Here is a 20,854-nt window from a genome sequence, read left to right as displayed (position 1 = left end):
TCAGGCGCGCGCGCCCAGGCTCTGGGTCATGCGTCCGCGCAGGCCGGCGTCGTCGTCGGCCTGCGGCGGCGACACCTCGCTCAACGAGAAGCCGCGCGCCCGCGCATCGTCTTCGTCGAGACCATCGAAAGCGACGAACTCGGCGTCGAACAGCGCCGCGCGGGCGGTGTCCTCGCTGTCGTAGCTGAGCGTATTGCCGTCGCTGTCCAGCACCTCGGCGGTGCCGGCGTCGCGCACGCGCAGGCGCGCCCACACCAGCAGGCGGCCGAGACTGGCCAGGTACCACTGATCGTGGGAGGGGGAATCTGAAGTCATGGGATCACCAGGGAAAGCAGCCAGAGCAGGGCGGCCATGCCCAGGCCGAAGAAGATGGTCATCAGCGACAGCCAGGCCGGCGTCGCCAGCCCGGAGAGCCCGCGGTCGCCCAGCGGGCGGTAGCGCCGCGCCAGCAGCCAGCCGAGCGCGACCGGCTTGAGGAAGGCGCCCGGCCCGAACGCCGCCACCAGCGGCGGATGGCGGTCGCGGATGTGCACCAGGGTCAGCGGCCAGAAGATCAGGAACGCGCTGGCCCCGGCGATCGCCACGCCGACGAAGCACAGCGCGAAGAACAGGATCATGGCGCGCGCTCCCCTGGCCGGCTCAGAACTCGGCGCTGCCCGGCGCGCGCGGGTAGGGGATGGCGTCGCGGATGTTGCTCAGCCCGCACACGTACACCACCAGGCGCTCGAAGCCCAGGCCGAAGCCGGCGTGCGGCACCGTGCCGTAGCGGCGGAAGTCGCGGTACCAGCCGTAATGCTGCGGATCCAGGCCGAACTGCTGCATGCGCGCGTCGAGCACGTCCAGGCGTTCCTCGCGCTGGCTGCCGCCGATGATCTCGCCGATGCCGGGGGCCAGCACGTCCATCGCCGCCACGGTCTTGCCGTCGTCGTTCAGGCGCATGTAGAAGGCCTTGATGTGCTCGGGGTAGTTGGTCACCACCACCGGGCGGCCGACGTGCTGCTCGGTCAGCCAGCGCTCGTGCTCGGTCTGCAGGTCCAGGCCCCATTCCACCGGGAACTCGAACTTCTGCCCGGATTTCTGCAGCAAGCCGATCGCGTCGCCGTACTCGATGCGCTCGAACGGCGAGTTGATGAAGGTCTCCAGCTTGCTGATCGCGGTCTTGTCGACACGCTCGGCGATGAACGCCAGGTCGTCGGCACGCTCTTCCAGCACCGCACGGAACAGGTACTTCAGGAAGTCCTCGGCGACCCGCGCGTCCTCGGCCAGGTCGGCGAAGGCGATCTCCGGCTCGATCATCCAGAACTCGGCCAGGTGGCGGGTAGTGTGGCTGTTCTCGGCGCGGAAGGTGGGGCCGAAGGTGTAGACCTTGCTCAGCGCCAGGCAGTAGGCCTCGACGTTGAGCTGGCCGGATACGGTCAGGAAGGTCTCCTTGCCGAAGAAGTCGCGGCCGAAGTCGACCTGGCCCTGCGCGTCGCGCGGCAGGTTGGCCATGTCCAGCGTGGAAACGCGGAACATCTGGCCGGCGCCTTCGGCGTCGGAGGTGGTGATGATCGGCGTGCTGATCCAGTTGTAGCCGTTGAGGTGGAAGTAGCGGTGCACCGCCTGCGCCAGGCAGTTGCGGATGCGCGTCACCGCGCCGAACAGGTTGGTGCGCGGGCGCAGGTGTGCGACCTCGCGCAGGAATTCCGGCGACATCGGCTTGGGCTGGATCGGGTAGGTCAGCGGGTCCTCGACCCAGCCGACCACTTCGACGGAACTGGCCTGGATCTCGAACGACTGGCCCTTGCCCTGTGACTTCACCAGCACGCCCTTGGCGATCAGCGAGCAGCTGCCGGTGAGCCGCTTGACCTCGTCGAAGTTGGGCAGCGCGTCGGTCCCCACCACCTGGATCGGGGCGAAGCAGGAGCCGTCGCTCACATTGATGAAAGCCAGTCCGGCAGATCCGCGCAGCGTGCGCACCCATCCCCGCACCGTGACTTCGCCGCCTTCCGGGATCTTCCCGGCCAGCGCATGTGCAACGCTCACCACCGTCATGACTTGAATCCTCGCCGCAGCGACTCGATATGGAAGGGGCAAGTGTACTGGCTGGAGCGCAGCGCTTGCGAGGCGTGGCGGCGATCGGCCGCCGTCCTCCCTATAATGTCCGCTCGCAGTTGTCCGGAGTCGTCGCCATGGCCGTCCATCTCACCCCCGTCGCCCATGCCCGCGTGCAGCGCTTCGTCGCGCAGACGCCTGGCGCGCTGGGATTGCGCTTCGGCGTCGAGCGCACCGGCTGTTCCGGCTGGGGCCATGTCACCGACCTGGCGCGCGAGGCACGTCCGGACGACGCGGTGTTCGAGCAGGATGGCGTGCGCATCTACGTCGATGCCACCAGCCTGCCGCTGGTGGACGGCACCGAGATCGACTTCGGCAAGCAGGGCCTTGGCGAGACCTTCGTGTTCCGCAACCCGAATGCCACCGCCGAATGCGGCTGCGGCGAGAGCTTCACCACCGACGCCGCGCACGCCGACGCGCCCTGAGCGTCGCCGCGCCGGCCAAGCGGCCTCCTCCGCGGAGGACGTAGGGCAGGGCGGTATCGGTTCGCATGCAACTGCCTCAGTTCCTCCATCATCCCAACGCCTATGCGCTGTGCTTCGCGCAGGAAGACGGCGTCTGCGATTGCTGCGGCGAAACCCGTGCCTGGCACTACCAGGGGCCGTTCTACTGTGTCGGCGACAGTCCGCAGTTCCTGTGTCCCTGGTGCATCGCCGACGGTCGCGCCGCGGCCCGCTTCGAGGGCGAGTTCAACGACTGGGCGGAGATCGAGGGCGTCTCGCCCAACCCGGACGACGCGCCGCCGGCCATCGATGCCGCGCTGCTGCAGGCGATCTGCACCCGCACGCCGGGGTATTCGGCCTGGCAGCAGCCGGTGTGGCTGAGCCATTGCGATCAGCCCTGCGCCTTCCTTGGCTACGCCGGGGGCGATGACCTCGCGCCGATCCTGGACGAGGTCATGCCCGACATCGTCGAGGTCACCCCGCGCGATGCGGACTGGCTGCTGGCGCGGCTGTCCCGCGACGGCACGCTGGTCGGCTGCCTGTTCCGTTGCCTGCAGTGCGGCCAGCATCGCCTGCATGTCGATATGGGGTGGGAAGCCGGGACCCGGGGCCCGGGACCGGGGACCCGGAAGAGCGGTCCGGATCCCTTCTTCGTGCAGGTGGGTTGAGACATCTCGCCACGAGAGGCCGGGCGGCCTTGCTTTCCGGGACCCGGGCCCCGGGTCCCGGCTTCGTTAAGCCAGGACATTCATTCCGCCTCCGCTTCGACAGCTTGTCCGTGGCGGCACTTCTACGCCATAATGTGCGGCTTCCTGCCTTCCCGGCGGGAGTCCTTGCCCCACCGCCGTCACCACCGCGGGGGGCTGTCCGGCCGCAAGGCCACATCCGAAAGGTAAACACCATGAGTCGTCATTACGAAATCGTGTTCCTGGTCCACCCGGATCAGAGCGAGCAGGTCCCGGCCATGATCGAGCGCTACAAGTCGCTGGTCGAGAACGGCAAGGGCACCATCCACCGTCTGGAAGACTGGGGCCGCCGCCAGCTGGCGTACCCGATCCAGAACCTGGTGAAGGCCCACTACGTCATGCTGAACATCGAAGTGGACCAGGCCGTGCTGAGCGAGCTGGTCGAGAGCTTCCGCTTCAACGACGCGGTGCTGCGCCACCTGGTGATCAAGCGCGACGGTCCGGACACCGAGCAGTCGCTGATCATGAAGAGCAAGGACGAGAAGGCCGACAAGCCCGAGCGCGGTGAGCGCCGTCGTCGCGACGACGAAGAGGGCGATGCGCCCGCCGCCGCCACCGAAACCGACGGCGACGCCGCCGAAGCCGCCTAAGGAGCACGCTCATGTCCAAGTTCTTCCGTCGTCGCAAGTTCTGCAAGTTCACCGCCGAGGGCGTCAAAGAGATCGACTACAAGGATCTCAACACCCTGCGCCAGTACCTCACCGAGAACGGCAAGATCGTGCCGAGCCGCGTGACCGGCACCAAGTCCAAGTACCAGCGTCAGCTGGCCACGGCGGTCAAGCGCGCGCGTTTCCTGGCGCTGATCCCGTACACGGACAACCACGACGTTTGATTCCGGGTCTCCCGGAACGCAACACGGCCCGCACCTCCCGGTGCGGGCATTCAACCGAAGTCTGGCGATCGAAGAGTGCGGTGCCGATCGGGTGCAAATCCCGATTCCCGAATCCCCAATCCCGGCTTCTCCTATTCGGACAGCACCCGTTGCGGCGGCCGCGTGCCGACGCTAACGAATAACGGAGCAAGACCATGCAACTGATTCTTCTGCAGAAAGTGACCAACCTGGGCGGCCTCGGCGACAAGGTCGACGTCAAGCCGGGCTACGGCCGCAACTACCTGGTGCCGCAGGGCAAGGCCGTGCCGGCCACCGCCGCCAACATCGCCGAGTTCGAAGCCAAGCGCGCCGAGTACGAAGCCAAGGCCAAGTCGATCCACGACGACGCCGAAGCCCGTGCCGCCAAGCTGGAAGGCGCCAGCGTGACCGTCAAGGCCAACGCGTCCACCGAAGGCAAGCTGTACGGCTCGGTCGGCCCGCGCGACATCGCCGAAGCCTTCACCGCCGCCGGCATGCCGCTGGAGAAGGGCGAAGTGGTGCTGGGCGAAGGCGCGTTCCGCAACATCGGCGAGTACGAGGTGCTGGTGCGCCTGCACGCCGACGTGGAAACCACGGTCAAGGTCGTGGTCGAAGCCGACGCCTGATCGCGTCGTCATCGCTGTACCGACACGGGCACCGCAAGGTGCCCGTGTCGTTTGTGCCGACCTGCGCCGCCGTCGGCGGGTCGTGTGGCCCTGGCTTGCACGGCTGGCGACCGGTCGCCTGCATGTGCGATCGCCGTCGCATCGGCGCCACCCGGCGCAGGCCGCCCCAGTGCCGCGCAGGGGCCGCTATACTCAGCGACTCGTGTCCGATGTCGACCCGGTGGTGTAGCCGCATCAATGGGTTGGAAGCAGGACCTCACCTGGATCTTCATTAGCGGCAGCGCAGCTCGGAATGCCGGCGGCGCCTGCCATGGATTGCCCGCACCATGCGCCTGTCGACCATCAAGCTGTCCGGCTTCAAGTCCTTCGTCGATCCGACCACGCTGCACCTGCCGACCAACATGACCGGCATCGTCGGTCCGAACGGCTGCGGCAAGTCGAACATCATCGACGCGGTGCGCTGGGTGATGGGCGAAAGTTCGGCCAGCCGCCTGCGCGGCGATTCGCTGACCGACGTGATCTTCTCCGGTTCCTCGGCGCGCAAGCCGGTGTCGCAGGCCACGGTGGAACTGATCTTCGACAACTCCGACCACACCATCTCCGGCGAGTACGCCTCGTTCAACGAGATCTCGGTCAAGCGCCAGGTCAGCCGCGACGGCAGCAGCAGCTACTACCTCAACGGCACCAAGTGCCGGCGCCGCGACATCACCGACCTGTTCCTGGGCACGGGCCTGGGCCCGCGCAGCTACTCGATCATCGAGCAGGGCATGATCAGCCAGATCATCGAGGCGCGCCCGGAGGACCTGCGCGTGTACCTGGAGGAGGCCGCCGGCATCTCCAAGTACAAGGAGCGGCGCAAGGAGACCGAGACCCGCATCCGCCACACCCGCGAGAACCTGGAGCGGCTGGGCGACCTGCGCGAGGAGATCGGCAAGCAGCTCGAGCACCTCAAGCGCCAGGCGCGCCAGGCCGAGCAGTACCAGGCGCTGCAGGAAGAACGGCGGATCAAGGACGCGCAGTGGAAGGCGCTGGAATACCGCGGCCTGGACGGGCGCCTGCAGGGCCTGCGCGAGGCGCTGGGCCAGGAAGAGACCCGCCTGCAGCAACTGATCGCCGAGCAGCGCGATGCAGAGGCGCGCATCGAGACCGGACGCGTGCGCCGCGAGGAAGCCGCCGAGGCGCTGAGCACCGCGCAGGCCGAGGTCTACAAGGTCGGCAGCACCCTGGCCAGGATCGAACAGCAGATACAGCACCAGCGCGACCTGTCGCAGCGCCTGCACAAGGCGCGCGACGAGGCGCAACTGGCGCTCGCCGAGCTCGGCCAGCACATCGGCACCGACGAGGCCAAGCTGGCGCTGTTGCGCGAATCGGTGGACGTGGCCGGCCCGCAGCTGGAGCAACTGCAGGAAGACAACGAATACAAGCAGGAAGCGCTGCGCGAGGCCGAGGCGCGCCTGGCCGACTGGCAGCAGCGCTGGGAATCGCATCAGCGCAACACCGCCGAGGCCTCGCGCGCCGGCGAGGTGGAGCGCACCCGCGTCGATTACCTGGACCGGCAGTCGCTGGAGGCAGAGCGCCGCCGCGAGGCGCTGCTGGCCGAGCGCGCCGGGCTGGACCTGGACGCGCTGGCCGAGGCGTTCGCGCAGCTGGAACTGCAGCACGAGACCCAGCGCGCCGCGCTGGATGGCCTGAACGAGCAGGTCGAGGCGCGCAAGCAGGCCGTGGCGGCGCTGCAGGACCAGCAGCGCAGCGCCCAGGCCGAACTGGCCGACGTGCGCAAGCAGGCGCAGTCCGCGCGCGGCCGGCTGTCGTCGCTGGAAACCCTGCAGCAGGCCGCGCTCGGCCAGGAGCAGGGCGCGGCGGTGGTCTGGCTGCAGGCGCGCGGGCTGGATTCGGCGGCGCGCGTCGGCGAGCGGCTCAGCGTGGAGAGCGGCTGGGAGAATGCGGTCGAAGGCGCGCTCGGGCAGTTGATCGAAGGCGTGCTGGTGGAGGCGCCGGAAACCCTGGTCGACGCCCTGGGCGAACTCGGCGAAGGCCGCATCGCCCTGGTCAGCGGCGCCGATGCGGCCGAGACCTTCGCGCCGACCTCGCTCGCGGCCAAGGTGCAGGGGCCGATCGCGATCCGCCGGCTGCTGGCGCGGCTGCATGCCGCCGAGGATTTGAGCGCGGCGCGGGCGTTGCTGCCGCAGCTGGGCGAGGGCGATTCCATCGTCACCCGCGACGGTGCGCGCCTGGGCCAGGGCTGGCTGCGGGTGTCGCGCTCCGGCGCGGCCAAGCAGGGCGCGCTGCTGCGCGAGCGCGAGATCCAGAGCCTGCGTGGCCAGATCGAGACGCTGCAGGAGCGCGAGGCCGACCTCGAACACCGCCTGGGCGAACTGCGCGCGCAACTGCTGGCCGGCGAGCAGCAGCGCGAGGACGCGCAGCGCCAGCTGTACCAGGCGCACCGCAGCGCCTCCGAACTGGCCGGACAGTTGCAGAGCCAGCAAGGCAAGGTCGACGCCGCGCGCACCCGCATCGAGCGTATCGAGCTGGAGGTCGCGCAGCTGCTGGAAACCCTGGACAGCAGCCGCGAGCAAGCGCGCGAGGCGCGCTCCAAGCTGGAGGACGCGGTCACCAGCATGGGCGACCTGGAGTCGGTGCGGCATGCGCTGGAAAGCGAGCGCCGTCAGCTCACCGAGGCGCGCGACCTGGCCCGCGACGCCGCGCGGCGGGTGCGCGAGGCCTCGCACGCGCTGGCCCTGACCCTGGAGTCGCAGCGCACCCAGATCGCCTCGCTGAGCCAGGCGCTGGAGCGCATGGGCAACCAGCGCGGGCAGCTGGACGCGCGTCTGGGCGAACTCAGCGCGCAGTTGAACGAGGGCGATTCGCCGGTGCTGGCCCTGGAGGCCGAGCACCAGGCCGCGCTGAGCGAGCGCGTGCGCACCGATCGCGCGCTCGGCGAGGCGCGCGCGCTGCTCGACGGCATCGACAACGAACTGCGCGCGCTGGAGCAGACCCGCCAGCAGCGCGACGAACAGGCGCTGGCGCAGCGCGAGCGCATCGCCCAGCGCCGGCTCGACCAGCAGGCGCTGGTGCTCAGCGCCGAGCAGCTGTCGGCGGCGGTGGTCAAGGCCGGCTTCGTGCTGGAGGACGTCATCAATGGCCTGCCCGAGCAGGCCGACCCGGCCGAGTGGGAGCAGGCGGTGCAGCAGATCGATGGACGCATGCGCCGGCTGGAACCGGTCAACCTGGCGGCGATCAGCGAGTACGGCGAGGCCGCGCAGCGCGCCGAGTACCTGGAAGCGCAGGACGTCGACCTGAACACCGCGCTGGAAACCCTGGAGGACGCCATCCGCAAGATCGATCGCGAGACCCGCGGCCGCTTCAAGGACACCTTCGACCGGGTCAATTCCGGCGTGCAGGCGCTGTATCCGCGCCTGTTCGGCGGCGGCCATGCCTACCTCGAGTTGACCGGCGAGGATCTGCTGGACACCGGCGTGGCGATCATGGCGCGCCCCCCGGGCAAGCGCGTGTCCAGCATCTCGCTGCTGTCCGGCGGCGAGAAGGCGATGACCGCGGTGGCGCTGGTGTTCGCGATCTTCCAGCTCAACCCTGCGCCGTTCTGTCTGCTCGACGAGGTGGACGCGCCGCTGGACGAAGCCAACGTCGGCCGCCTGGCGGCGATGGTCAAGGAAATGAGCGAGAAGGTGCAGTTCCTGTTCGTCAGCCACAACAAGGCGACGATGGAGGCGGCGCATCAGCTCAGCGGCGTCACCATGCGCGAGCCCGGCGTCAGCCGCCTGGTCAGCGTGGACCTCGAGGAGGCCGCGCGTTTGGCGGGCGCGGCCTGACGTGACATGCTAAAGGACGTGATGCGCGTCGAGGCGTTGTCCCTGTACTGGCAGACGTCGTGCGCACCAAGCAGTTATTTTCCCCCTGTGTACCCTTGCCGGAGTAACCCCTGAATGTCCGACATGGCAATGCTACGCATCGGCATCCTCGCCGCCGGCTTGCTGTTGATTGCGGCGATCTTCCTGTTCGGCCGCCCGAAGAAACCGAGCCAGGGCCGGCGCGTGGAGTCGGCCGATCCGGCCGCGCCGCGCCGCGAACCCTCGCTGGGCGACGCCGCCCCGGCTGTCGGCGATGACGCGCTGACTGCGGATGGTGCGGACGGCGAAGCGCGCCAGCCCGACCTGGGCCTGCCCGCGGCGGAGTCGCCCGGCGCCGACCTCGGCAAGCGGCCGAGCCAGGATTTCGACAAGATCGTCTCGCTGTACGTCGCCGCCCGTGCCGGGCAGGTGTTGCGCGGCGAGGACATCGTGGTGGCCGCGGAGAAGACCGGCCTGACCTTCGGTCACATGAACGTGTTCCACCGCCTGGTGGAAGGGCATCCCGAGCGCGGCCCGATCTTCAGCATGGCCAGCATCATGAAGCCGGGCAGCTTCGACATGGCGCACATCCGCGAGATGGAGACCCCGGCGATCGCCTTCTTCCTGACCCTGCCGGCGCCGCTGACCGCCCTCGACGCCTGGGAGAAGATGCTGCCGACCGTGCAGCGCATGGGCGAGTTGCTCGATGGCGTGGTCCTGGACGACAGCCGCAACGCCCTGGGCCGCCAGCGCATCGCCCACATCCGCGACGACCTGCGCGCCTACGACCGCCAGCACCAGGCACCGCCGTTGACGAAGGCCCCGCGCTGGTAGCGTGGGGCCGGGATTGGGGAATCGGGAATGGGGAATCGTAAGAGCGATTCCCTGCCGCTGACACCTGGCAAGCTTTCCCTTCTCCCACCGGGAGAAGGTGCCCCCGAAGGGGGCGGATGAGGGTGCGGCCGCAGCCGATGCCAAAGCCCCTGGCTTTGGCTCTTGCGAATTTCCAATCCCCTTCCCGAATCCCGCCTGTTAAGCCAATCCCGAATCCCGACTCACCGCCAATCGAGCGTTGGCGCCGAGGCTAGCGAATCGCGAATTCGCAAGGGGAATGCCAGGGCAAAACCAGCCGGGTCTCAGTCGCACGGCAACCCGCTTTTACGATTCCCGATTCTCCATTCCCGATTGCCGGCGCGCGCTACTTGCGCGCCTTAACAAACGCATCCCGAAACCGCAGCATCTCCGCTTCGCTGCCCACGGTGACGCGCACCAGCTTCGGCCAGATCGGCCAGCTGCGGCCGACGATCACGCCTTGCTTGGCCATCGCCGCGGCAAAGGCGGCGCCGTCGCGCTTGACGTCGACCATGAAGCAGTTAGCCTGCGACGGCAGGCACTTGTAGCCCTTGCTCTGCAGCCAGGCGATGGTGGCGTCGCGGATGCGCGCGTTCTCGGCGCGGCGCGTCGGCACCAGTTGCAGGTCCTGCAGGCTGGCGATACCGGCGGCGAGGGCGGGCACCGACACCGGATTCTGGCCGAACGCGGCCAGCTTGGTCTGCAGCCCCGGCGCGGCCACCGCCAGGCCCAGGCGCAGCCCGGCCATGCCGTACAGCTTGGAGAAGGTGCGCAGCACCAGCAGGTCCTGGCGCTGGCCGATCAGATCGATCACCGACGGCTCGTCGCTGTAATGCAGGTAGGCCTCGTCGACCAGCAGCACGCTGGAGGCGGGCTTGTTGGCCAGCAGCCATTCGATGTCGGCGCGCTTGGTGATCGAACCGGTCGGGTTGTTGGGATTGCACAGGTAGATCAGGCCGGCGTTCGGGTCGGCGCTGGCCATGGCCTTGACGTCGTGCGCACCGTCGGCGCGCAGCGGCACCCGCCGCACCGGTGCGCCATGCGCGGCGGCGACATCGGCCACGGCTTCGAACGTTGGATCGGCCACCACCACACCGGCGCGCGACGAGGTGAAGGCGCGCGCGGCGCGGGCCAGCGGCTCGCTGGAGCCGGGATAGACGGCCACGTGGTCGGCCGGCAGGCGTTGCTCGCCGACGAAGGCGGCGATCAGTGCGTCCGACAGCTCGAACAGGTAGCGACCGCTACGCGGCAGGATCGCCTGCGCCGCCGCCAGTGCCGCGGGCGCAGGGCCCAACGGGCATTCGTTGAAGTTCAGGTACACGGTGCCGGCCGCCGGTGCCACACCAGGTGTCGCGGCTGCGGCGGCGTCTGCCTTGCGCCGTGCCGCCTCCGCGACGGGCGCCAGACCAACGGCGCCGAGCGCCAGGCCGGAGGTGGCCAGAGACAGGAAGGAACGGCGCGAGACCGGTAGCGACACGTGGCTCTCCAAAGCGGGCGGGGGAGGTTACGTTAACGAAGTGTTAATGGCGGGGCAAGGGAGAGAGGGGTAGGGAGTCGGGATTTGGGATGGCTTGAGGTCGGGATTAGGGATTGGGAATTGGGGATTGGCAAAAGCGGGGCACTAACGCTGATCGGCAGCGCGTTTCCTTCTTCCGTCGGGAGAAGGTGCCCCAAGGGGCGGATGAGGGCCGGGCGAAGCCTCGCGTTGCCAGATCGGTGCGGGCGCTGCGCGCTCCGTACCCTCACCCCAACCCCTCTCCCGGGGGGAGAGGGGCTTTGGCCTCTCCCTTCTCCCGTCGGGAGAAGGTGCCCCGCAGGGGCGGATGAGGGTGCGGGCGAAGCTTCGCGTTGCCAGATCGGTGCGGGTGCTGCGCGCTCCGTACCCTCACCCCAACCCCTCTCCCGGGGGGAGAGGGGCTTTGGCTCTTCCCTTCTCCCCTCGGGAGAAGGTGCCCCGCAGGGGCGGATGAGGGTGCGGGCGAAGCCTCGCGTTGCCAGATCGGTGCGGGCGCTGCGCGCTCCGTACCCTCACCCCAACCCTTCTCCCGGGGGGAGAGGGGCTTTGGCCTCTCCCTTCTCCCGTCGGGAGAAGGTGCCCCGCAGGGGCGGATGAGGGTGCGGGCGACGCTTCGCGTTGCCAGATCGGCGCGGGTACTGCGTTGCTCCGTACCCTCAGCCCAACCCCTTCCGGAGAGAGAGAGGCTCATCTACGTCGGCTTTTGCGAATCCCCAATCCCAGCCTTCAAGCTACTATCGCCCCCTCTCCGTTACCCGCATTTCCGCTGCGCATGACCGCAACTCCCGATCCCCAGCAGCGTGCCGCCGAGTTGCGCCAGCGCATCGACGACGCCAACCACCGCTACTACGTGCTCGACGACGCCGCGATCCCCGATGCCGAGTACGACGCGCTGATGCGCGAGCTGGAAGCGCTGGAAGCCGCGCACCCTGAGCTGGCCAGCGCGGACTCGCCGACACGCAAGGTCGGTGCGCGGCCGGACGGTGGCTTCCCGGAGGTGCGCCACGCGATCCCGATGCTGTCGCTGGCCAATGCCTTCGAAACCCCGGGCGTGGCCGAGGACGCCGACGACCGCACGCGCTTCGCCGAAGTCGCCGATTTCGAGCGCCGCATCGAGCGCGAACTGGAACTGGCCGCGCCGGTGTTCTCGGTCGAGCCGAAGCTCGACGGCCTGGCGATCAGCCTGCGCTACGAGGATGGCGTGTTCGTGCAGGGTGCCACCCGCGGCGACGGCAGCACCGGCGAGGACGTCACCGCCAACCTGCGCCAGGTGCGCTCGGTACCGCTGAAGTTGCGCGACCTCGGCACGCCGCCGCCGGCGGTGCTGGAGGTGCGTGGCGAGATCTACATGCCGCGCGCCGCGTTCGCCGCGTGGAATGCGCAGGCGCTGGAGCGCAACGAGAAGCTGTTGGCCAATCCGCGCAATGGCGCGGCGGGGTCGCTGCGTCAGCTCGATCCGGCGGTCACCCGACGCCGGCCGCTGGCGTTCTTCGCCTACTCGGTGGGCGAGGTGCGTGGCCTGGAGCTGCCCGAAACCCATTCGCAGACGCTGCAACTGCTGCGCGACTACGGCTTCCCGGTGGCGCCGGAGGCGGACACCGCCACCGGCTTCGATGGCCTGATCGCCTATTTCCGCCGCATCGGCGCCGCCCGCGACAGCCTGCCGTACGACATCGACGGCGTGGTCTACAAGCTCGACGACTACGACCAGCAACAGGCGATGGGCTTCGTCTCGCGCGCACCGCGCTGGGCGTTGGCGCACAAGTTCCCGGCGCAGGAACAATCCACCGTGCTGCGCGCGATCGAGGTGCAGATCGGCCGCACCGGCGCGGTCACCCCGGTGGCGCGGCTGGAGCCGGTGCAGGTCGCCGGCGTCACCGTCACCAATGCCACCTTGCACAACGCCGACCAGATCGCGCGGCTGGACGTGCGCGAGGGCGATACGGTGATCGTGCGCCGCGCCGGCGACGTGATCCCGGAAGTGGTGCGGGTGATCGAGGAGCGGCGTCCGCCCGGCACCGTGCCGTGGACGATGCCGGCAGCGTGCCCGGTGTGCGGCTCGGAACTGGTCAAGGAAGAGGACGCGGTGGCCTGGCGCTGCAGCGGCGGCCTGGCCTGCGCCGCGCAGCGAAAGGAAGCCTTGCGGCACTTCGCCTCGCGCCGCGCGCTGGACATCGAAGGCCTGGGCGAGCGCCAGGCCGACGCGCTGGTCGAGTTCGGCTTCGTGCAGTCGCTGGCCGATCTGTACGCGCTGAGCGTGGAGGACCTGGTGCGGATGAAGGCCGCGCTGGACGCGGCCACCGCCGCCGATCTGCTGCAGGCGCTGGAGGACAGCAAGGGCGCACTGGCGCTGGACGCGGCCGGCCGCGCGGCGCTGGAGGACGAGGCCACACCGTGGCGACGCGCCGACTTCCTGCGCACGCACCTGGCGGTGGATCTGAGCGGCAAGCTGGCGACGAAATGGGCCGAGAACCTGGTGGCCGGCATCGACGCCAGCCGCGCCACGACGCTACCGCGCTTCCTGTTCGCACTGGGCATTCCGCACCTGGGCGAGACCACGGCCAAGGCGCTGGCCTACTGGCTGGGCTCGCTGGCGTTCGTGCGCAGCACCCCGGCGGTACTGCTGCAGGCGCTGCCGGACATCGGCGGCGAGGTGGCGCGTTCGATCGCGACGTTCTTCGAGCAGCCCGGCAACGCCGCGGTGGTCGATGCCTTGATCGCGGCAGGCATCGGCTTCTCCGACGAGGGCAAGCCGCCGGCGGAACTGCGCGAGCGCCTGGACCTGGCGCATCTGCTCGGCACGCTGCCGGTGGACAAGCTCGGCGGCAAGAGCGCGCAGCGCCTGGCCGCCACCTACGGCAACCTGGAGGCACTGCTGCGCGCCAACGAAAGCGGCTGGACCGGGGCCGGCCTGTCCACGGCCGGCGCCGCCAACCTGGCCGCGTACCTGGCCGACCCGGCGCAGAAGCAGGCCTTGCTGGAGGCCGAGGCGGCGATGCAGCGCCTGCTCGACGCCGCACCGGCACAGACGCAACGCCGCGCCGGCCCACTGGACGGGCAGACCGTGGTGCTGACCGGCACGTTGACCGCGCTGACCCGCGACGAGGCCAAGGCGCAACTGGAGGCGCTGGGCGCCAAGGTCGCCGGCAGCGTGTCGAAGAAGACCGCGTTCGTGGTCGCCGGCGAGGCCGCCGGCTCCAAGCTCGACAAGGCGCAGGAACTGGGCGTGGCGGTGTGGGACGAGGCGCAGCTGCTGGCGTTCCTGCAATCGCCGGGGCAGGGCGCATGAGTGCGCTCGGCACGGCGCAGGAGGAACTGCGCTGGCGCACCGCCGGCGTGGCCGACCAGCCGGCCTTGCTGGCGATGCTGCAGGCGTTCTACGCCGAGGACGGCATCGCCTTCGATACAGAGCGGGTGACGCGCGGCCTGCAGGCGCTGCTCACGCAGCCGGCGCTGGGCGAGGCGCTGCTGTGGCTGGCGCCGGACGGCACGGTGGTCGGCTATGCGCTGATCACCGCTTGTTTCAGCGTCGAACTGGGCGGGCGCTATCTGCTGCTCGACGAGTTGTACCTGGGCCCGGACGCGCGCGGCCGCGGCTGGGGTCGGCGCGCGGTGGCGCTGGTCGAGGCGCGGGCCCGCGCGCTGGGCGCGGACGTGCTGCGGATGGAGGTCAACCACCACAACGCCGCCGCCAAGCGCCTGTACCTGGGCCTGGGCTACCGCGACGACGCGCGCGACCAACTGAGCCGCCGGCTCGACACGGCGCACTGATGGACCTGCTGTCCGCGCTGCAGTTGCGCGCCCGGCTCAATGCCGCCATCCGCGGCTTCTTCGCCGCGCGCGGCGTGCTGGAAGTGGAGACGCCGATGCTGTCGGCGGCCGGCAATACCGAGCCGAACATCGACAGCTTCCAGACCCGCTTCAGCGGCCACGTCGATGCCGGTCCGTCGTTGCGCTGGCTGCGCACCTCGCCCGAGTACCCGCTGAAGCGGCTGCTCGCCGCCGGCATCGGCGACTGCTACGAACTGGGGCGGGTGTTCCGCAACGGCGAGGCCGGCGGCCGCCACAATCCCGAGTTCACCATGCTCGAGTGGTACCGGGTCGGCTGGGATCACCGGCAACTGATCGACGAAACCGTGGAACTGGTGCGCACCGCGTTGGCCCTGGTCGGGCGCAGTGCCACGCTGCAGGTGCTCAGCTATCGCGACCTGTTCCTGCAGGGGCTGGAGCTGGATCCGTTCACTGCGCCCCTGGAGGCGCTGCAGCAGCCATTGCGCGATATCCGCATCGACGCCGACGGCCTTGGCCGCGACGACTGGCTGGACCTGCTGATGACCCACCGCCTGCAGCCGGCGTTCCCGGCCGATCGCCTCACCGTGGTTCACGACTGGCCGGCCAGTCAGTGCGCGCTGGCACGCATCCGCGACGGCGATCCGCCGGTGGCCGAGCGCTTCGAGCTGTACCTGGGCGGCTACGAGCTGGCCAACGGTTACCACGAGCTCAACGACGCCGCCGAGCAGCGCCGGCGCTTCCTGCGCGACCATGCGCTGCGCCAGGCCCGTGGTGCGGTGCTGCCGCCGCTGGACGAACGCCTGCTGCAGGCGCTGCCGGCGCTGCCCGATTGCGCCGGCGTGGCGGTCGGCGTGGACCGGCTGCTGATGGCGATGCACGGCACCGCGCAGATCGGCGACGTGCTCGCCTACGATTTCGCGCATGCCTGAACCGGTCTTCATGAACGGCTTCGATACGTTGTTGCGCTGTCCACATCGATGATGGTTTGATCGGGCACGGCATGCGCTCACGGCGCGCCAGCAGGTCTTCGTTGTTCAGGTTCTAGGCATAGGGGCAGAGCCAAGCATGAAGTGGGCGTACGGGCTCGGTGGCTGGTGTTGGCTGGGATTGGCGGCAAGCGTGTGGCCGATGCCGTCGCCGGCGCAGAACGCCGATGCGTACGACGCCGCGGTGGTGCGCTGCGAATCGCGCGACATGACCTGGGTGCATTGCCCGATGCCCACCGAGCAGGGCGTGCAACTGGTGCGACAACTGTCCGACAACGACTGCATCCGCGGCAGCGAGTGGGGCTCCGACGCCACCGGCGTGTGGGTGACCCTGGGTTGCCGCGCCGAATTCCGTCCAAATCCGGGGGAGACGCCGCGCAGCGCCATGCGCCGCGTCTTGCGTTGCGAGTCCGACGGGCGCCTGGAGAGTTGCCCGGTGATGCTGCGTGGGGCGCCGGTGCGCCTGATGCGGCAGCTGTCGTCGGTGCCGTGCCGTGAGGAGCGCAGCTGGGGCGTGCGCCGCAACGAGATCTGGGTCGCGCGCGGCTGCCGCGGCGAGTTCGAGATCGGCGCCGCCGACGGCTCCGGCTTCCCCGCCGGTCCGCGGCCGGTGCTGTGCGAATCCAAGGGCAAGGCGCGGCGCCGCTGCGGGGTCAGCGTGCAGGACCGTGTCGAACTGCGTCGGCAACTGTCCGGCGCCGCCTGCGTGCAGGACGACAGCTGGGGCTGGGACCGCGACGGCATCTGGGTCGACAAGGGCTGCCGCGCCGAGTTCAGCGTCAACTGAGCGCCCTGGCGCTGCGGCGCCGCGCTCGGTCCTCAATCCGCAATCGCCGGCGTTTACAATGGCGCGATGAACGCCGCCCTCGATATCGATTACGCCCGCTACGACCATATCCGCCCGATCCTGTGGACCGGCGATGCGCTGGAACTGCTGGACCAGCGCAAGCTGCCGTTCGCGGTGGAACACGTGCGTTGCAGCGACAGCGACCAGGTCGCCGCGGCGATCCACGCACTGGCCGTGCGCGGCGCGCCCGCGATCGGCATCGCCGCCGGCTGGGGCACGGTGCTGGCGGCGCGCGAGGTGCAGGCCGAGAACGGTGCCGAGGCGCTGCTGAAGCTGGAGCCGGCCCTGCAGCGGCTCAATGCCGCGCGGCCGACCGCGGTCAACCTGGCCTGGGCGCTGGCGCGCATGCGCAGCGTGCTGGGCGCAGCCGGCAGCGACTGGCGCTCGGTGCTGGAGCGCGAGGCGCAGGCGATCGCCGAAGAGGATCTGGCCGCCAACCGGCACATGGGTGCGCTCGGCGCCGGCCTGATCGCCGCCGGCAGCGGCGTGCTGACTCATTGCAACACCGGCTCGCTGGCCACTGCCGGCTTCGGCACCGCACTGGGCGTGATCCGCGCCGGCGTCGCCCAGCAGCGCATCGCCAAGGTGTTCGCCGGCGAGACCCGGCCTTGGCTGCAAGGCGCGCGGTTGACCGTGTGGGAACTGCAGCAAGACGGCATCGACGCGACCCTGATCGCCGATTCGGCGGCCTCGCACCTGATGAAGACCGGGGCGGTGCAGTGGGTGATCGTCGGCGCCGACCGCATCTGCGCCAACGGCGACACCGCCAACAAGATCGGCACCTACCAGCTGGCGATCGCCGCGCGCCACCATGGCGTCAAGTTCATGGTGGTGGCGCCGTCGTCCACCGTGGACATGGACACCGCCGACGGCGCGCAGATCGAGATCGAGCAGCGCGATCCGGGCGAACTGTTCGGCGTGGGCGGCACCCGCACCGTGGCCGACGGCATCGCCGCGTGGAACCCGGTGTTCGACGTGACACCGGCCGCGCTGATCGATGCCATCGTCACCGAGCGCGGGGTGATCGAGCAGCCGGACCCGGCACGCATGCGCGCGGCCTTCGGCGGCTGACGTCGGAAGCAGCGCCACAGCGCCCCGGCAAACGTGGCCGATGGCGCGCAAGTGCTTGTTCGGGCCGGCAAAAACCGGGCAATCGGGCGCCCGTCATGCTAGAATCCGGCGGTTCGATCGACCGCCGTGCGCCCTAGGCGTGCGGCCGCGGCGGGCCTGCCTGTCGCGGGCCGGCGTCGTGGTCGATCCGCCACCAGACTTACGGAACCCGAATGGCAGAATCCGCCAAGGAAATCATCCAGGTCAACCTGGAAGACGAGATGCGCAAGAGCTACCTCGATTACGCCATGAGCGTGATCGTGGGGCGTGCCCTCCCGGATGCGCGCGACGGCCTCAAGCCGGTGCATCGCCGCGTGTTGTTCGCGATGAACGAGCTGGGCGCGCACAGCAACAAGCCCTACTACAAGTCGGCGCGTATCGTCGGCGACGTCATCGGTAAGTACCACCCGCACGGCGACCAGTCGGTGTACGACACCCTGGTGCGCATGGCGCAGCCGTTCTCGCTGCGCTACCTGATGGTGGACGGGCAGGGTAACTTCGGTTCGGTCGACGGCGACTCCGCCGCGGCGATGCGTTACACCGAGGCGCGCATGTCGCGGCTCGCGCACGAGATGATGGCCGACATCGACAAGGAAACCGTCGATTTCCAGCCCAACTACGACGAGAAGGAACAGGAACCGTCGGTGATGCCGACGCGCTTCCCGAGCCTGCTGGTCAACGGCTCGGCCGGCATCGCGGTGGGCATGGCCACCAACATCCCGCCGCACAACCTGACCGAGTCGATCAACGCCTGCCTGGCACTGATCGACAATCCGCAGATCGACGTCGACGGGTTGATGGAGCACATCCCCGGCCCGGATTTCCCGACCGCGGGCATCATCAACGGCACCACCGGCATCGTCGCCGGCTACCGCACCGGCCGCGGCCGCGTGCGCATGCGTGCCAAGGCCGAGATCGAGATCCAGGACAACGGCCGCGAAGCGATCGTGGTCACCGAGATCCCGTACCAGGTCAACAAGGCGCGGCTGATCGAGAAGATCGCCGAGCTGGTCAAGGAAAAGAAGCTCGAAGGCATCAGCGAGCTGCGCGACGAGTCCGACAAGGACGGCATGCGCATCTACATCGAGGTCAAGCGCGGCGAAGCCGCCGACGTGGTGCTGAACAACCTGTACCAGCAGACCCAGATGGAGTCGGTGTTCGGCATCAACATGGTGGCGCTGGTCGACGGCCGCCCGCAGTTGATGAACCTCAAGCAGATGCTGGAGGCGTTCGTCCGCCACCGCCGCGAAGTGGTCACCCGCCGCACCATCTTCGAACTGCGCAAGGCGCGCGCCCGCGCGCACATCCTGGAAGGCCTGACCGTCGCGCTCGCCAACATCGACGAGATGATCGAGCTGATCAAGACCTCGGCGAACCCGAACGAAGCGCGCGAGCGCATGCTGGCCAAGACCTGGCAACCGGGCCTGGTCGGCGCGCTGCTCGGCGCGGCCGGCGCCGAGGCCTCGCGTCCGGAAGACCTGCCCAGCGGTGTCGGCCTGGTCAACGGCGGCTACCAGTTGACCGAGGTGCAGGCCACGCAGATCCTGGAAATGCGCCTGCACCGCCTGACCGGCCTGGAGCAGGAGCGCCTGACCGAGGAATACAAGCAACTGCTGGAGGCGATCGCGGGGCTGATCCGCATCCTGGAAAACCCGGACGTGCTGCTGCAGGTGATCCGCGAGGAACTGGTCAACATCCGCGAGGAATACGGCGATGCGCGCCGTACCGAGATCCGCCACAGCGAGGAGGATCTGGACATCCTCGACCTGATCGCGCCGGAAGACGTGGTGGTGACCCTGTCGCATGCCGGCTACGCCAAGCGTCAGCCGGTCAGCGCCTACCGCGCGCAGCGTCGCGGCGGCCGCGGCCGCAGCGCGGCGGCGACCAAGGAAGAGGATTTCATCGACCAGCTGTGGCTGGTCAACACCCATGACACGCTGCTGACCTTCACCAGCAGCGGCAAGGTGTTCTGGCTGCCGGTGCACCAGTTGCCCGAAGCCGGGCCGAATGCGCGCGGCCGTCCGATCGTCAACTGGATTCCGCTGGAGAACGGCGAGCGCGTACAGGCGGTGCTGCCGGTGCGCGAGTATGCCGAAGGCCGCTACGTGTTCTTCGCCACCCGCAACGGCATGGTCAAGAAGACCCCGCTGAGCGAGTTCGCGTTCCAGCGCAAGATCGGCAAGATCGCGATCAACCTGGACGAGGGCGACGCGCTGGTCGGCGTGGCGCTCACCGACGGCGAGCGCGACGTGCTGCTGTTCGCCTCCAACGGCAAGACCGTGCGTTTCTCCGAGCGGCCCAAGGACGACGAGGCCGATGATGTGGTCATCGACGAGGCCGGTGCCGACGAGGCCGCTGCCGACGACGAGGCGGCGGGCGAGGAGGGCGACGAGACCCGTGGCGCGCGGCGCAAGAGCCGCGGCGGGGTCAAGCCGACCGGGCGCAGCAGCCGCGGCGTGCGCGGCATCCGCCTGGCCAAGAGCGAGTACGTGGTCAGCCTGATCGTGGCCGAGCCGGCCGTGGGCCAGGACGAGGATGCCGAGGATGTCGACGCCGCGGCGGACACCGAGGTCGATGCCGAGGCGCGCAATGGCGACGAGGCCGATGCCTACATCCTCACCGCGACCGAGAACGGCTACGGCAAGCGCACCCCGCTGGTCGAGTATCCGCGCAAGGGCCGTGGCACCCAGGGCGTGATCGGCATCCAGACCAGCGAGCGCAACGGCAAGCTGGTCGGCGCGGTGCTGCTGAGCACCCGCGACGAAGTGCTGTTGATCTCCGACGGCGGCACCCTGGTGCGGACCCGCGCCTCGGAAATCTCCCGCGTCGGCCGCAACACCCAGGGCGTGACCCTGATCCGCCTGTCCAAGGGCGAGAAGCTGCAGGCGGTCGAACGCCTGGATGGCTCGCTGGTCGAGGAAGACGTGCTGCCGGGCGAGGACGGCGTCGCCGAAGGCGCTGGCGAGGCGGCACCGCCGCAGGAGTGATCCGCGCCTGAGCGAACGACGACGCCGGCCTCGTGCCGGCGTCGTCGTTTCGTGGGGCGGTCAGCAAGAGGCGGGCGACGTGCTGCGAGTCCATGCAAGCGCGCCATGACCGCCGCCTGTGCGTCCGCTGCGACACCGAATGCGCCCATGCCGGCAG

17 protein-coding genes are annotated in these 20,854 nt (G+C 69.4%); 13 read left to right on the top strand and 4 right to left on the bottom strand.

The features are described 5' to 3' along the window. From FHR66_RS09875 to asnS, 3 genes are read right to left on the bottom strand one after another with little or no spacing between them, the layout of a single operon-like run. On the bottom strand, positions 1–315 hold the full coding sequence (locus tag FHR66_RS09875; RefSeq protein WP_160967872.1) for a hypothetical protein: 315 nt from the start codon (positions 313–315) through the stop codon (positions 1–3). Then, the gene (locus FHR66_RS09870; RefSeq protein ID WP_017907180.1) at positions 312–617 is read right to left on the bottom strand and encodes a hypothetical protein; all 306 of its coding nucleotides are present in this window, start codon (positions 615–617) and stop codon (positions 312–314) included. The genes FHR66_RS09875 and FHR66_RS09870 overlap by 4 nt, the downstream gene beginning before the upstream one ends. A 22-nt stretch (positions 618–639) precedes the next feature. Beyond that, the gene (gene asnS, locus FHR66_RS09865) at positions 640–2,034 is read right to left on the bottom strand and encodes an asparagine--tRNA ligase (protein ID WP_160967870.1); all 1,395 of its coding nucleotides are present in this window, start codon (positions 2,032–2,034) and stop codon (positions 640–642) included. A 137-nt stretch (positions 2,035–2,171) separates the two neighbouring features. Here asnS and FHR66_RS09860 point away from each other — a divergent pair, with 137 nt between their 5' ends. From FHR66_RS09860 to zipA, 7 genes are all read left to right on the top strand, one after another. After that, positions 2,172–2,519 (top strand): HesB/IscA family protein, encoded by a 348-nt coding sequence (locus FHR66_RS09860; RefSeq protein WP_160967868.1) that lies wholly within the window; start codon positions 2,172–2,174, stop codon positions 2,517–2,519. Between the two features lie 65 nt (positions 2,520–2,584). Further along, positions 2,585–3,205 (top strand): CbrC family protein, encoded by a 621-nt coding sequence (locus FHR66_RS09855; protein ID WP_160967866.1) that lies wholly within the window; start codon positions 2,585–2,587, stop codon positions 3,203–3,205. A 233-nt stretch (positions 3,206–3,438) separates the two neighbouring features. Then, the gene (gene rpsF / locus FHR66_RS09850; protein WP_160960247.1) at positions 3,439–3,873 is read left to right on the top strand and encodes a 30S ribosomal protein S6; all 435 of its coding nucleotides are present in this window, start codon (positions 3,439–3,441) and stop codon (positions 3,871–3,873) included. An 11-nt stretch (positions 3,874–3,884) separates the two neighbouring features. Next, the gene (gene rpsR, locus FHR66_RS09845) at positions 3,885–4,115 is read left to right on the top strand and encodes a 30S ribosomal protein S18 (protein ID WP_002804494.1); all 231 of its coding nucleotides are present in this window, start codon (positions 3,885–3,887) and stop codon (positions 4,113–4,115) included. Between the two features lie 194 nt (positions 4,116–4,309). Continuing rightward, a complete protein-coding gene (gene rplI / locus FHR66_RS09840; protein ID WP_010342531.1) occupies positions 4,310–4,759 on the top strand; it encodes a 50S ribosomal protein L9 in 450 nt (149 codons plus the stop codon). A 326-nt stretch (positions 4,760–5,085) separates the two neighbouring features. Further along, a complete protein-coding gene (gene smc / locus FHR66_RS09835; protein WP_167087749.1) occupies positions 5,086–8,589 on the top strand; it encodes a chromosome segregation protein SMC in 3,504 nt (1,167 codons plus the stop codon). Between the two features lie 114 nt (positions 8,590–8,703). Then, the gene (gene zipA / locus FHR66_RS09830) at positions 8,704–9,441 is read left to right on the top strand and encodes a cell division protein ZipA (protein WP_160967862.1); all 738 of its coding nucleotides are present in this window, start codon (positions 8,704–8,706) and stop codon (positions 9,439–9,441) included. Between the two features lie 364 nt (positions 9,442–9,805). Here zipA and FHR66_RS09825 read toward each other — a convergent pair whose 3' ends face one another. After that, on the bottom strand, positions 9,806–10,936 hold the full coding sequence (locus FHR66_RS09825; protein WP_160967860.1) for a pyridoxal phosphate-dependent aminotransferase: 1,131 nt from the start codon (positions 10,934–10,936) through the stop codon (positions 9,806–9,808). 811 nt (positions 10,937–11,747) lie between these two features. On the opposite strand from FHR66_RS09825, the gene ligA reads away from it, so the two are divergent. From ligA to gyrA, 6 genes are all read left to right on the top strand, one after another. After that, complete coding sequence (gene ligA, locus FHR66_RS09820) at positions 11,748–14,264, top strand: NAD-dependent DNA ligase LigA (protein ID WP_160967858.1); 2,517 nt, start codon at positions 11,748–11,750, stop codon at positions 14,262–14,264. Beyond that, the gene (locus FHR66_RS09815) at positions 14,261–14,746 is read left to right on the top strand and encodes a GNAT family N-acetyltransferase (protein ID WP_160967856.1); all 486 of its coding nucleotides are present in this window, start codon (positions 14,261–14,263) and stop codon (positions 14,744–14,746) included. The genes ligA and FHR66_RS09815 overlap by 4 nt, the downstream gene beginning before the upstream one ends. Continuing rightward, a complete protein-coding gene (gene epmA / locus FHR66_RS09810) occupies positions 14,746–15,696 on the top strand; it encodes an EF-P lysine aminoacylase EpmA (RefSeq protein WP_160967854.1) in 951 nt (316 codons plus the stop codon). Before FHR66_RS09815 ends, epmA begins: the two co-directional genes overlap by 1 nt. 136 nt (positions 15,697–15,832) lie before the next feature. Beyond that, complete coding sequence (locus tag FHR66_RS09805) at positions 15,833–16,540, top strand: DUF3011 domain-containing protein (RefSeq protein ID WP_167087747.1); 708 nt, start codon at positions 15,833–15,835, stop codon at positions 16,538–16,540. Positions 16,541–16,606: 66 nt separating this feature from the next. Next, the gene (gene mtnA, locus FHR66_RS09800; RefSeq protein WP_160967852.1) at positions 16,607–17,671 is read left to right on the top strand and encodes an S-methyl-5-thioribose-1-phosphate isomerase; all 1,065 of its coding nucleotides are present in this window, start codon (positions 16,607–16,609) and stop codon (positions 17,669–17,671) included. Between the two features lie 212 nt (positions 17,672–17,883). After that, positions 17,884–20,697, top strand: a complete 2,814-nt coding sequence (gene gyrA, locus FHR66_RS09795; protein WP_160967850.1) for a DNA gyrase subunit A — start codon at positions 17,884–17,886, stop codon at positions 20,695–20,697. Positions 20,698–20,854 lie beyond the last annotated feature (157 nt).

This window comes from Xanthomonas sp. F4 (assembly GCF_011761895.1).
The sequence above is the reverse complement of the archived record's forward strand: the minus strand, read 5'-3'. Positions and strand labels throughout refer to the sequence as shown.

Coding starts and splice junctions, on each gene's coding strand:
- mtnA (WP_160967852.1), top strand. CDS start 16,607: ATGAACGCCGCCCTCGATATCGATTACGCCCGCTACGACCATATCCGC.
- FHR66_RS09805 (WP_167087747.1), top strand. CDS start 15,833: ATGAAGTGGGCGTACGGGCTCGGTGGCTGGTGTTGGCTGGGATTGGCG.
- gyrA (WP_160967850.1), top strand. CDS start 17,884: ATGGCAGAATCCGCCAAGGAAATCATCCAGGTCAACCTGGAAGACGAG.
- FHR66_RS09875 (WP_160967872.1), bottom strand. CDS start 315: ATGACTTCAGATTCCCCCTCCCACGATCAGTGGTACCTGGCCAGTCTC.
- FHR66_RS09860 (WP_160967868.1), top strand. CDS start 2,172: ATGGCCGTCCATCTCACCCCCGTCGCCCATGCCCGCGTGCAGCGCTTC.
- rpsR (WP_002804494.1), top strand. CDS start 3,885: ATGTCCAAGTTCTTCCGTCGTCGCAAGTTCTGCAAGTTCACCGCCGAG.
- rplI (WP_010342531.1), top strand. CDS start 4,310: ATGCAACTGATTCTTCTGCAGAAAGTGACCAACCTGGGCGGCCTCGGC.
- FHR66_RS09870 (WP_017907180.1), bottom strand. CDS start 617: ATGATCCTGTTCTTCGCGCTGTGCTTCGTCGGCGTGGCGATCGCCGGG.
- rpsF (WP_160960247.1), top strand. CDS start 3,439: ATGAGTCGTCATTACGAAATCGTGTTCCTGGTCCACCCGGATCAGAGC.
- asnS (WP_160967870.1), bottom strand. CDS start 2,034: ATGACGGTGGTGAGCGTTGCACATGCGCTGGCCGGGAAGATCCCGGAA.
- FHR66_RS09815 (WP_160967856.1), top strand. CDS start 14,261: ATGAGTGCGCTCGGCACGGCGCAGGAGGAACTGCGCTGGCGCACCGCC.
- smc (WP_167087749.1), top strand. CDS start 5,086: ATGCGCCTGTCGACCATCAAGCTGTCCGGCTTCAAGTCCTTCGTCGAT.
- ligA (WP_160967858.1), top strand. CDS start 11,748: ATGACCGCAACTCCCGATCCCCAGCAGCGTGCCGCCGAGTTGCGCCAG.
- epmA (WP_160967854.1), top strand. CDS start 14,746: ATGGACCTGCTGTCCGCGCTGCAGTTGCGCGCCCGGCTCAATGCCGCC.
- zipA (WP_160967862.1), top strand. CDS start 8,704: ATGTCCGACATGGCAATGCTACGCATCGGCATCCTCGCCGCCGGCTTG.
- FHR66_RS09855 (WP_160967866.1), top strand. CDS start 2,585: ATGCAACTGCCTCAGTTCCTCCATCATCCCAACGCCTATGCGCTGTGC.